The organism is Mycolicibacterium arenosum (genome assembly GCF_024320865.1).
Lineage (GTDB): Bacteria > Actinomycetota > Actinomycetes > Mycobacteriales > Mycobacteriaceae > Mycobacterium > Mycobacterium arenosum.
This window is the reverse complement of sequence record NZ_JANDBD010000006.1, coordinates 23,889-35,705: the sequence shown is the minus strand read 5'-3', so window position 1 is coordinate 35,705 and position 11,817 is coordinate 23,889. Positions and strand designations below refer to the sequence as shown.

The 11,817-nt window shown below is 67.1% G+C and carries 10 protein-coding genes; 5 read left to right on the top strand and 5 right to left on the bottom strand.

The genetic code is table 11. The features are described 5' to 3' along the window. Positions 1-3: 3 nt before the first annotated feature. Positions 4-252 (bottom strand): hypothetical protein, encoded by a 249-nt coding sequence (locus tag NM203_RS15440; RefSeq protein WP_255060897.1) that lies wholly within the window; start codon positions 250-252, stop codon positions 4-6. 127 nt (positions 253-379) lie between these two features. On the opposite strand from NM203_RS15440, the gene nei2 reads away from it, so the two are divergent. Beyond that, positions 380-1,150 (top strand): endonuclease VIII Nei2, encoded by a 771-nt coding sequence (gene nei2, locus NM203_RS15435; RefSeq protein ID WP_255060896.1) that lies wholly within the window; start codon positions 380-382, stop codon positions 1,148-1,150. 59 nt (positions 1,151-1,209) lie between these two features. On the opposite strand, the gene NM203_RS15430 is transcribed toward nei2, so the two are convergent. Together NM203_RS15430 and NM203_RS15425 are read right to left on the bottom strand one after the other, a co-directional pair. Continuing rightward, on the bottom strand, positions 1,210-2,358 hold the full coding sequence (locus tag NM203_RS15430) for a fatty acid desaturase family protein (RefSeq protein ID WP_408633361.1): 1,149 nt from the start codon (positions 2,356-2,358) through the stop codon (positions 1,210-1,212). Between the two features lie 30 nt (positions 2,359-2,388). Beyond that, positions 2,389-3,438, bottom strand: a complete 1,050-nt coding sequence (locus NM203_RS15425; protein WP_255060895.1) for a ferredoxin reductase — start codon at positions 3,436-3,438, stop codon at positions 2,389-2,391. 71 nt (positions 3,439-3,509) lie between these two features. Here NM203_RS15425 and NM203_RS15420 point away from each other — a divergent pair, with 71 nt between their 5' ends. Continuing rightward, complete coding sequence (locus tag NM203_RS15420) at positions 3,510-4,196, top strand: TetR family transcriptional regulator (RefSeq protein ID WP_255060894.1); 687 nt, start codon at positions 3,510-3,512, stop codon at positions 4,194-4,196. A gap of 16 nt (positions 4,197-4,212) precedes the next feature. Continuing rightward, positions 4,213-4,995, top strand: a complete 783-nt coding sequence (locus tag NM203_RS15415) for an enoyl-CoA hydratase/isomerase family protein (protein WP_255060892.1) — start codon at positions 4,213-4,215, stop codon at positions 4,993-4,995. A gap of 14 nt (positions 4,996-5,009) precedes the next feature. On the opposite strand, the gene NM203_RS15410 is transcribed toward NM203_RS15415, so the two are convergent. Together NM203_RS15410 and NM203_RS15405 are read right to left on the bottom strand one after the other, a co-directional pair. Further along, positions 5,010-5,780 (bottom strand): SDR family NAD(P)-dependent oxidoreductase, encoded by a 771-nt coding sequence (locus tag NM203_RS15410; protein ID WP_255060891.1) that lies wholly within the window; start codon positions 5,778-5,780, stop codon positions 5,010-5,012. Positions 5,781-5,870: 90 nt separating this feature from the next. Continuing rightward, on the bottom strand, positions 5,871-6,254 hold the full coding sequence (locus tag NM203_RS15405) for a DUF1330 domain-containing protein (protein WP_255060889.1): 384 nt from the start codon (positions 6,252-6,254) through the stop codon (positions 5,871-5,873). Between the two features lie 219 nt (positions 6,255-6,473). Between NM203_RS15405 and NM203_RS15400 the strand changes: the two genes are divergently transcribed. Then, positions 6,474-7,013, top strand: coding sequence for a hypothetical protein (locus NM203_RS15400; RefSeq protein WP_255060888.1), 540 nt, complete (start codon positions 6,474-6,476; stop codon positions 7,011-7,013). Positions 7,014-7,065: 52 nt separating this feature from the next. Next, entirely contained in the window at positions 7,066-11,802 is a 4,737-nt protein-coding gene (locus NM203_RS15395; protein ID WP_255060887.1) for a cadherin-like domain-containing protein, read from the top strand. The last annotated feature ends 15 nt before the right edge of the window (positions 11,803-11,817 follow it).

Below are 11,817 nucleotides of genomic sequence, written 5' to 3'. Positions count from 1 at the left end.
GCGCTACCCCCTGCTGTGCGGCGTCGGACTCTGCGGCGAGTCCCACTTCGACTCGAGGGTGCGCGTCACGGTCGTCCCCGATACCAGTTCGATGTCCATGGTCTCGCCGCCGCCGTCGGGTTCGACGGTGACCAGGAATCCGGTCTCGGTCGGGTCGACGTGCACGACGCGATACGGCCCGCCGTCCGTCAGCGTGATGACGTCACCGGCGGACACGTCGTCTATCCGGTCTTGATCGGTCGGTTCGGGCATGGGAGGGGCGTTGCCCGAACGGCGCTCCTCGAAACCTCCCCCACTCGTGCGCGAACAGCGCCGCGATGTGTGGTCGAGTGGGCCAGCGGGACGATCCTCACGCCGTGCTCGCGGGTACCTTGGCCCCATGCCCGAAGGCGACACCGTCTACCGCACGGCGGCCAAGTTGCGCGACGCGCTGGAAGGCAGGACGCTGACCCGCTGCGACGTGCGGGTTCCGAAGTTCGCCACCGTCGACCTGACGGGCTGCGTCGTCGACGAGGTGCTCAGCCGGGGCAAGCACCTGTTCATCCGCGTCGGTGATGCCAGCATCCACTCCCACCTGAAGATGGACGGCGCCTGGCTCGTCGGGGGCCAGATCCGTCGCGTTCCCGAGTACAAGGTGCGGATCCTGCTGGAAACGGCCGACTCTCGCGCAGCGGGGATCGACCTCGGGGTGCTCGAGATCCTGCCGCGTTCGGAGGACATGGAGGCCGTCGCGCACCTCGGGCCGGATCTTCTCGACGACTCCTGGGAGCCACGGGTGGCCGCCGTCAACCTCGCCGCCGACCCGGAGCGTCCGCTGTCGGAGGCGCTGCTGGATCAGCGGGTGATGGCCGGTGTCGGCAACGTCTACGCCAACGAGCTCTGCTTCGTCATGGGCCGGCTACCCACCTCGCCCGTCGGCTCGCTGAAGGATCCGCTGCGCGTGGTGCAGCGCGCACGGGACATGTTGTGGCTCAACCGGTCCAGGGTCAACCGCACCACAACGGGAAACACCCGATCCGGCCAGGACCTGTGGGTCTACGGCCGGGTCGGGCGTCCGTGTCGACGGTGCGGGACGACGGTGCTGTCGGATCGGGCTGACGTGACGGGCACCGAGCGGATCAGCTTCTGGTGCCCGAACTGCCAGACCTGAGCGGTTTGCGTGTCAGCTCCCGCGCTGGTCGCGGGTTCCAACACGCAAACCGCCAGGAACTAGCTCGGCTTGAAGCCCAGCTTCCAGATCTTCTTGATCACGGTCATGAACTGCTGGGGCAGCGGGCCCTTGTTGTAGGGCACGCCGTAGCGCTCGCAGATCTCCTGCACTTCCTGCGAGATCTCCGAGTGGCGGTGCGCCGGGATGTCGGGGAACAGGTGGTGCTCGATCTGGAACGACAGGTTGCCGCTCATGATGTGGAACCACTTGCCGCCGGTGAGGTTCGCCGATCCCAGGATCTGGCGGAAGTACCACATCCCGCGCGACTCGTTCTCGATCTCCTCGGGGGTGAACTCCTGGGTGCCCTCGGGGAAGTGGCCGCAGAAGATGATCGAGTACGACCACACGTTGCGAATCAGGTTGGCGGTCATGTTGCCCGCGAACGTGAACGGCGCGAACGGGCCGGACAGCAGCGGGAAGGCCACGTAGTCCTTGAGCGTCTGCTTCTTGACCTTGCCCCAGATGCCCTTGAGCGTGTCCTTCTTGTCGGCCACGCTGATCTCGCCGGAGCGGATGCGCTCGGTCTCGAGTTCGTGCAGCGCGACGCCGTACTGGAACAGCACCATCAGCAGGAAGGCGTACAGCGCGTTGCCGCGGTAGTAGGGCACCCACCGCTGGTCCTCGCTCATGCGCAGAATGCCGTAGCCGATGTCGCGGTCCATGTCGAGGACGTTGGTGTAGGTGTGGTGCATGTAGTTGTGCGAGTGCCGCCACTGATCGCTGGGGCAGGCCGAGTCCCACTCGAAGTTGCGACCCTGCAGCGCCGGGTCGCCCATCCAGTCGTACTGGCCGTGCATGACGTTGTGGCCGATCTCCATGTTGTCGAGGATCTTCGACGCGGCCAGCATCGCGGTGCCGGCGAGCCATGCGGGCGGCAGCACGCCGGCCCAGAGCAGCGCGCGGCCGCCGACTTCGAGCGTGCGCTGTGCCTTGATGATCTTGCGGATGTAGGTCGCGTCGCGCTCACCGAGGTCGGCGATGACGCGCTCGCGGATGGCGTCGAGCTCGGCACCGAACGCGTCGGCCTGCTCGGGGGTCATGGTGACGGTCTTGTCGCCGACGGTCTTGGTGATGGTCTTGCGCTTCGGGGCCTCGATGACCTCGACGGCGTCCTCGGAAGTGGTGGGGCGTTCGAGCATGGCAGTCATGGCTGTTCCTCTCTCGTACGGGTGGGTGGGCTAGAGCGCGAGTTGGACGTCGCCGACGGGGGCGGTGACGCAGATCTGCACGTCCTCCTCGTCGGCGGTGGAGACGGCGCCGGTGATCAGGTTCTTCACCGCACCGCTCTTCTTGGTTCGGGTGCAGGTGTGGCAGATGCCCATGCGGCATCCGCTCTCCGGCGTGAGGCCCGCGGCCTCGGCCTGATCGAGAATCGAGCGGCCGTCGTCGACGACGTCGATACCGCTGTCGGCGAAGGCGACGGTGCCTCCCGTTGCCTCGGCGAGGGCGAACACCGGCGGGACGAAGCTCTCCGAGACGGCGACCGGGCACTGTTCGCGGACCGCGTCGACCAGGGCCGGCGGGCCGCAGACGAAGATCGCGTCCGGGTTCGCCATCGCGGCGGTGAGGTGCGACTCGTCGAAGCGGCCCTGCAGGTCGCCGACGCCGCGACGGGTGTAGCCGTGCAGCACCTTCACGCCCGGAATGCGACCGAGCTCGATCCGATAGCAGGCCTCGGCGGGGGTCCGGGCGTAGTGCACGAAGGCGATCTCCCCGTCGTAACCCTCTTCGACCAGCGTGCGGAGCATGGACATCACCGGGGTGATGCCACTGCCGCCGGATACGAACAGGATGCGACGCGGGCGCTCGGCGGGCAGGACGAAGTCGCCGCCGACGGAGTCGAGGCCGACGATCATGCCGGGCTTCGCGTTGTCGCACAGATAGGTGGAGACCAGCCCGCCGTCGTGGCGGCCGATCGTCAGCTCGATGAGGCGGTCGTTCTCGGCGCTGGCCGGCGAGTAGCAGCGAGTCCGGCGGCGGCCGTTGATCTCGACGGTCAGGTTGATGTGCTGGCCTGCCGAGAATCCGGTGAACGCGCGATTCGGTTCGAGGATCAGCGTGACGCTGCGGGGCGTCTGCCGTCGCACTGCGACGACCTTGGCGCGGGCATCGCCACGCGTCCAGGTGGGGTCGACCAGCTCGGTGTAGCGGTCGACGCCATGGGGACCGGTGAGCAGGTCCAGCAGGGCGGACCGTCGCACCTTCTTGGTCAAAGTTTCGGTGAACATGTGTACACCATCCGCCCTCGACGTCCTGATGGTCAATGGTTTTCGCCAGGTTGTGGTAGGTTTCACAAACGGTGAACAGTCGTACTCCTAGATCACACTCGACGCGTTCCAGGGACTCGTCGCGCTCGTCGCGGCCCAAGGACGGAATGACGCGCGAGGAGCGCAAAGAGGTCACTCGCCGCGCGATCGTCGACGCCGCCCTGCATCTGCTCGAGGAGCAGAGCTTCAGCGCCCTGAGCCTGCGCGAGGTCACCCGCGAGGCGGGGATCGTGCCCGCGGCGTTCTATCGGCACTTCGAGTCGATGGACGCCTTGGGACTGGTGCTCATCGACGAGTCGTTCCGGTCCTTACGCGACATGCTGCGCGGCGCCCGTGCGGGCAAGCTCGACCCGAACCGGTTCATCGAGTCGTCGGTCGACATCCTGATCGCCGGCGTCAACGAACGGCGCGAGCACTGGCGCTTCATCGGCCGCGAGCGCAACAGCGGCGTGACCGTACTCCGCTACGCCATCCGCACCGAGATCCGGCTCATCACGTCCGAACTGGCCATCGACCTGGCACGGTTCCCCGGACTCAACACCTGGAGCGCCGAGGACCTCAACATCCTCGCGACGCTGATCGTGAACGCGATGATCTCGATCGCCGAGGCGATAGAAGACGCCAACGACCCCGCGGCGATCGAGGAGATCCGCCGAACCGCGGTCAAGCAGTTGCGGATGATCATCGTCGGCATGGCGGGCTGGCACAGCAGCGACTGAGGCTAGGGTCGGCTGCATGTCGCACCTCGACATCAGCCGCCCGCGTCCGGATATCAGCGTCATCACGTTGAACCGCCCGGAGAAGCTCAACGCGCTCGACCGCGACCTGGTCGAGGACCTGCACGGCGCACTCGACGACATCGGCCGCGACGACGAGTGCCGAGTCGTCGTGCTGACCGGCGCGGGACGAGGCTTCTGCTCGGGTCTGGACCTGACGGCGCCCTCCCCGATCGACGCCTCGACACTGGGGATGCCGCGGGCGGGCATGCGCTGGCAGGAACGCATCGCCGATCTCACGACGAAGCTGATCCGACTGCGTCAGCCGGTGATCGCCGCCGTCAACGGACCGGCCTACGGCGGTGGCTTCGCGCTGGCGCTGGCATCCGACATCCGAATCGCGTCGACGAACGCCCGGTTCTGTACGCAGTTCATCAAACTCGGACTGGGTGGCTGCGACATCGGCGTGAGTTACACCCTGCCGCCGATCGTCGGCGCGGGGCAGGCGTTCGACCTGATCCTGACCGCGCGCACCGTCGAGGCCGACGAGGCGCTCCGCATCGGGCTGGTGTCGCGGCTGTCAGAGGGATCGGTCCTCGATGACGCCGTGGCGATCGCCGAGACCCTCTGCGGCTACGGCAAATTCGGCGTCGAGTCCACCAAACAAGTGCTGTGGACGAACCTGCACGCATCGGGTATCGAGGCGGCGCTGCACGTCGAGAACCGCAGCCAGATCCTGGCGTCGACCAGCGGTGAGATGCGTGCGGCCGCCGCCGCTTTCGCCAATCGGAGGAAGAGCTGACGGGTTCTGATCGATTAACGCGGCGTGCCGCCGCCGTCGACGATCACGACCGTCCCCGTCATGTAACTGCCTGCGTCCGAACACAACAGCAGCGCCGCACCGACCATCTCGTCGGGTGAGGCGAGCCGCTTCATCAGCGTGCCGCCGACCATGTGCGTGATCGCCTCGTCCGGATTGTTGCGCATCATGTCGGTGTCGACGGGTCCCGGCGCGAGCGCGTTGACGCGGATGCCGGCGGGCGCGAACTCGGCGGCCATCGACCGGGTGAACGACATCAGCGCCGCCTTGCCCGCGGCGTAGATCGACATCGTCGCCGCGAAGTTGAACGCGCCGACGGACACCATGTTGAGCACGGCGGCGTGCTTGCTCTGCTTCAGGTGCGGCAGGGCCGCCTGCACCAGGAAGACGGGGCCGCGGACGTTGACCTCGTTGGACTTCGCCCACGCCTCTACGGTCATGCCGCCCAGCGGTTGCGCGAGAGCGTTGGCGGCGTTGTTCACCAGGACGTCGATACCGCCGAACTCCTCGACCGTGCGGGCGACGAGCGCGTCGAACCCCTCGATGTCACCCGCATGGACCGGTACGCCGATCGCCTGCCCGCCCAGACCGCGCAGGTGGGCGGCCGCCGCGTCGCAGGCGTCGGCCTTGCGGCTGGCGACGACGACGCGTGCACCCGCCAGCACGAAGCCCTCGGCGAGCGCGAGCCCGATGCCGCGGGTGCCGCCCGTCACGATGACGGTGCGATCGGACATGTCGAAGAGGCTGTCGAAGCCGGCGCGATCCATGCGGGGAGTCTAGAACTCCGCCGGAACAGCGTTGACGGCTGTCAACCGTGTCGAATGACGACCAGGAATGCTATTCCGGCGACAGGGGAGTCAGTCGGCCAGCGTCCACATTGACGTGGCGATGAGGTCGCCGTGCTCCAGCGCCGCCGCGCGATGCTCGTGCACCTTGAGGTACTCCGGATCGCCGATCATGTCCAGAAAGGCCTGCGGCGTAGGGTATTCGACGATGAGGATGGCGTCCCAGCCGGGCTGCTCGCCGTCCCCGATCACGGTGGTCGGCGCCGTGCCCGCGTAGTGAATGGTCGCGCCGACGCGCTGCAGGTGCGGCACCACCTCCTCGGCGTACCGGAGATAGCGCTGGCGGCCGCCGTCCTGCGTGAACGTCAGCAGGTTGACCATCACGACGGGCAGGTCGGGCGGCCGAGCCGCGAGCGTGGCGAGTTGTTCGGCGGTGGGCTCCAGGCGGCCGGTCATCCATCAATCGTGCGCCCGGCAGGTTCGCAGAACACCCGTTTCCGAGAACTCCACAATCTGTGGATGTCCGCGCGCAGGCACGCAGGTAGTCCACTACTCGTTTAGCGAAAGTCGGCGGAAAGCGCTTCCCTTTCCGCCGTAACCGCTCCTATAGTTTGCTCATCCCGTGGGGGGACCCTCAGCGTTGAGGCTGAGGGGAGAGAGATCTGGGGGGATCTCATGGCTACTGCCTTCAATCGTCGTGCCCGTAAGCACCGCAGGGCCGCTCGCGCCTGCGACTCGCAGGCGGTGTATCCGACGTTCACAGTGGGCTCGGTGCCCGCCTCGACGCCGATGCCGCACTACGCGCGGTTCATCGGCCGAGTCGGCGCTCTCGCAGTCGCACTGGGTGTCGGCGCCGCCGTGGCCACCGGCACCGGCGTGCCCATTGCACGTGCCGATGACACGACCGAGAACCCACCCGCCGATCAGCCGGCTGACAACCAGCCCGCTGCGCCTCAGGGCGGAGAGGTCGACGACCCGCCCGGTGCGGGCGCCGATACGCAGACACCGACGGTCGTCATCAACGGTGAACCTCTGAGCGGGGCGTCGACGTTCATCTCGGGCACCGTGCCACCGCCGGGAGCGGTGACGAAGACGCCGACGCACCGCCCGTCGGGGCCGCTGCCCGGAGTGTCGTTCCCGGGGTGGAGCGTCGACCACCATCAACGGAACGATCGGACAACCGCCGACGCAGGCACCCGCCGGGCCGTCGGGTGATCCGACACCGCCGGCCCCGCCGAGCCCGACGCCGGCACCGCCACCACCGGCAGTGCCGAAGGCACAACCGCAAACGCAGCCAGCCGCGAGTGCCAAGCAGCCTGTCGGACAACCCGATTCCACCGCACAGCCGGTCGGCAAGGCCGATGCCGGCGTCCGCGACATCGGCGACGACGTCCCCGCCGGTAGTTTCTCCGCGGTCCGCACGACCGAGTCCGCCGACCGGACGCTGACGGCCGCCACCGCCGCGCCGTCGGCGCCGCAGCCACCGAATCCCATTCACACGCTCTTGGCGGCACCGATCGCCGTCGCCAACATCATCACCACCGCAGCGACGACGTTCCTGGCGTCGCTGTTCGCCCCCGGTCCGTCAACCCCACCTCCACCGCTGATGCTGTTCGCCGTGCTGGGTTGGGTGCAGCGCGAGCTACAGCGCACGTTCTCCAACCAAAGCCCCACCGCCATAGCAGATTCCATCACCACGGCCGAGGACACGGAGGTGACCATCCCGGTACTCGCGAATGACACCGATCCCGATACGGCCGCCGGCGACGTGCTGACGGTGACGAGCTACAGTCAGCCGGCCAACGGCCAGGTGACGCTGAACCCCGGCGGTACCTTCACGTACACACCCGAGCGGGGTTTCAGCGGCGTCGACACCTTCACCTACACCGTCTCCGACGAAACAGGTCCGTGGCATCTCCACGGCCAGGGCACTGGGCACACCTCGAGCGCCACCGTGTCGATCACGGTCACCGCCGTCGACGACGCTCCCCGTGTCACCACATCGGCGACCGCGCCCGATGCGGTAACCGGCAACCTCACCGTTACCGTCGTCGCCAGCGCCGCCGACGGTGGTGCCGTGACGATCGCCCCGCCCGTCGTGACCGCTGCGACCCTGGCTCCCGTTGCCACCCTGACCGAAAACGGCGTCACCACAGCGACGTACAGCTTCACCCCGGGCGCCGTCGCACGCGATGCAGCCGTCACCACGCCGGGTGTCGACCAGCTCACCCTGACCTTCACGGCAACCGACGCTTCCGGCCGGACCGCCACCGCCGACGTGCTGGTGACCGTCGCCCCCACGTGGGATGACGGCGTCCTGGGCGATCCGATCATGTTGGCCGGCAGGCCGACGTACCTGGAGACGACTCCCGACGGTAGCCGCGTGTTCCAGTTCAGCGAGGTGACCGATCCCGTGACCGGCGCCCGGTCGACGGCCATTCAGGTCATCGATCCCTCGACCGGCACCGAGGCCGGAGCCCCGATTTCGCTGAGCGGCCAACCGTATTCGACCTCTCTGCAGTTCAGCGACGACGGCACGCGCGCATTCGTCACCGCACGCAGCTACGAGAACGACGTTTACACATCCACATACGCCGTCCTCGACGCGCGCAGCGGTGCCCTCCTCGGCGCCCCGGTGACACTGTCCGGCAGCTACCTGTATCCGACCTACAACGACGACGAGACCCGGGTGTACCTCTTCGGCCAGAACGGCAGCGGCGCCACCGACTTCGTCATCGTGGACGCCACCACCGGCACCGTCGTCGGTGAGCGGCTGGCCATCGCCGGAAGCGCCTATCCGGGGTTCAGCGACGACTGGACGCGGGCCGTCTTCCGCGGCTACTCATCCGATTACGACACGGCGACCATCACCGTCGTCGACTTGGCGACCGGATCGACCGTCGGCCAACCCGTCTCGCTCACCGCCGACGGCACCGACGCCTACCTCGAGATCCGGTCGACGGACGACGGCAAGCGGGTGCTGCTCATCGCACGGGAGGGCTACTACACGACCGTCCCGGCCAAACTGCGGATCGTCGACGTCGAGACCGGCACCGCACTGGGCGACGACGTGGTTGGAGACACACCTTTCCAGCGGATCGACTTCACCGCGGACTACGGCAGGGCCTTCCTAGTGTCGACCCCGGAGACCGGAAGCGGTGACCGTACGTTCACCGTCCTCGACACGGCCACGGGAGCCGTTGTCGGTGAACCGATCTCACTACGAGGAAACCTGTACTACCAGCCGGCCTACAACGCCGACCGGAGTCGCGCGATCCTCGTCTCCTCCGACAGGAGCGAGGATTACACCGACACCACGACGGTGACGGTGGTCGACACGGCCACGGGCCGAGTTCTCGGGGAGACCGCGACCGCACCCGGCTACCTCTCCGGTTCAGCCGTGTTCAACGAGGCCGGAACTCGAGCCTTCGTCGTCACCCAGCACTACGCGAACACCACCTCCGTCACCTCGCTGACGACCGTCGACGTCGAGACCGGTGACCCCGTGGGCCAGCGCGTCGACGTCGACAGCGGCAACTACTCGGACCTGCGGGTGGTCGGCGGATACGCCTATCTGGTGACGAACCGCGGGTACTCCGATACGGCGCACGCGACGCTCGTGATCGTCGACGCGGAGACCGGCAACCAGGTCGGTCAGCCGACGGCGCTCGACGGCTACTACAGCGGCTACGACGGGGCCATTCGCTTCATCGGGAACCGCGGGTACTTCACCGCGCGAAGCTATACGCAGAACTACGACTACACCACGTCCGTAGTGGTGATCGACACCGACAACGGCGTCGTCCTCGGCGACCCGACCGTCGTCAACGGCTATCTACCCGCCGAGTTCGACTTCAGCGCCGACGGGAAACGGCTCTTCCTCCGCGGTCGCAACGCCTATGGGTCGGTGACGAACCAGTTGCGTATCGTCGACGTCGAAACCGGTGCGCGAATCGGAGACGCCACCCTGGCCGGGAAGACCTTCAGCTACCTCAGTCGCAACGACGACGCGACCCGCGTCTACCTCACCTCGAGTTCCTCCGGCACCTCGCCCTCGGCGACGTTCACCGTGCTCAACGCCGTGGACGGCAGCGTCGTCGGAACGCCGATCGAAATCGCAGGCGATTACGTGACGACCCAGCAGGACGGAATGTCGCGAGCGTATCTGATCATGAACGCGTACGACCAACCGAACGCGCAGTGGGACACCACGATCGGTGTCATCGATACGGACACCGGCACTCTGGTCAACACGCCGTTGTCGATCGACGGCAGCTACAGCAGCTACTACACCGGCCTGCGTTTCAACGGCGACGGCAGCCGGGTGGTGTACTCGACGGCAACCTACGAGATCGACCCCGCGACCCAGACGCCCGTGTCCGTGCGACAGGTCGGCCTCATCGACGGGCTGCACGGCACCCTCCTCGGTGCGCCCGCAACGATCTCGGGGGACGACAACTACTACTACGCCGACTTCAACGACGAGGCCGGACGCGTCCACGTCACCGCCACCGACCAAGTGACCATCTACGGGCCGAACTGGAGTTCGTCGTTCTCCAGGGCGGCCGGCATCGCGACGTTCGACAGTGAGACCGGTGCACTCATCGGACCCGTGATCGATCTCGATCTGGACCAGCAGGATGCCAACGTCGAGTTCAACGACGACGGAACCCTCGCCTTCGTCACGATCGGCGACAGGCAGGCACACACCGCGAGCTTCGTTGCCTACAACATCGATACCGGCACCGCGGGAACGTCTTTCACCGCCCCGGCCGAATACGGCTACTTCGACACCCAGACATGGCTGACCGACCGGAGTCGGCTCATCCTCGTCGCCGTCTCACCCGCCACCGACGGCACCAGGCAGGCCACCGCCGCGATCATCGACACCGGCACCGGCGAAGTCCTCGGCGCGCCCGTCGTGCTCAGCGGCACACCGGAGTATCGGTCGCCCAGGCTGAGCGATGACGAATCTCAACTCATCCTGACGGCCACCGACCACACGTCGTCGGAATACGTGTACCGGCAGGTCGTGATCGACACGCTGACGGGTGACAGCGCGGTCACGAACACCACCTCGAACACGTACCGATCACCCACCGGCCACACCATCGAGGTGTCCACCCGCGGCGACTCCGACCCGTCGACCCTGGAGACGCTGTTCACCGTCGACGGCAGCATGAACCCCGTGGTGATCAAAGGCTACTGGTCGGGTTCACCGATCTACAGCGCGGACGGCGGCACGCTTCACGTGTTCACCGTCGATGGCACGTACTACAGCGACGAATCGGCTGATCCGGCGGACAGCAGAACCCGTTACGTGGCCATCGATCTGGCCACCGCAACCGCGCTGGGCGACGGAGTGGTCGAAGTCGGCGGTGGGCCCGTGTACAACTACTGGGGCGGCGGAGGGCCCGGCGGCGAAGACGGCCTCAGCGGGAATCTCATCATGCGTACCGCTCAGTACGGTCCGGACGGCACGGTGACGGCCACGAGGATGATCTTCCTCGACCGCACCACCGGCCAACTGAGCTTCGTCGAGACCGACGGCGCCCCTCAGAGCGGCTACTCGCTGCGCACGCTCTGGCCGAGCACCAACGCGATTCAGTCCACGCTGGTGATCTCGCCGTCCGGCCCGATCACCCACCTCACCGTCGTCGACCTGGCGACCGGAAGCGTCGTCGGAACGCCGATCGTGTTGACCGGCACCGAAACCGATTGGGCCTACGGCTATCAGAGCACCCGCTACCTGACGTTCATCAGTTCCACGGCCGACGACGGCACCACCACGACGCTTTTCCACACCGTCGACTCGACGACGTCGACGCTGGTCGGCAATCCCGTGACGATGACCGGCACACCCTACAGTTTCACTTACAACACGGACCGCACGAAGTTCTACATGACCACCGAGGTGGTCAACGCCGACGGCACCTCGACCTACCTGTTCCACGTCGTACCGGTAGGGGACTCCGATGCGGGCGAGGACGAATTAGTGGCCTAAGCCCCGCGCGCTCAC

Coding starts and splice junctions, on each gene's coding strand:
- NM203_RS15440 (WP_255060897.1), bottom strand. CDS start 252: ATGCCCGAACCGACCGATCAAGACCGGATAGACGACGTGTCCGCCGGT.
- nei2 (WP_255060896.1), top strand. CDS start 380: ATGCCCGAAGGCGACACCGTCTACCGCACGGCGGCCAAGTTGCGCGAC.
- NM203_RS15430 (WP_408633361.1), bottom strand. CDS start 2,358: ATGACTGCCATGCTCGAACGCCCCACCACTTCCGAGGACGCCGTCGAG.
- NM203_RS15425 (WP_255060895.1), bottom strand. CDS start 3,438: ATGTTCACCGAAACTTTGACCAAGAAGGTGCGACGGTCCGCCCTGCTG.
- NM203_RS15415 (WP_255060892.1), top strand. CDS start 4,213: ATGTCGCACCTCGACATCAGCCGCCCGCGTCCGGATATCAGCGTCATC.
- NM203_RS15410 (WP_255060891.1), bottom strand. CDS start 5,780: ATGGATCGCGCCGGCTTCGACAGCCTCTTCGACATGTCCGATCGCACC.
- NM203_RS15405 (WP_255060889.1), bottom strand. CDS start 6,254: ATGACCGGCCGCCTGGAGCCCACCGCCGAACAACTCGCCACGCTCGCG.
- NM203_RS15400 (WP_255060888.1), top strand. CDS start 6,474: ATGGCTACTGCCTTCAATCGTCGTGCCCGTAAGCACCGCAGGGCCGCT.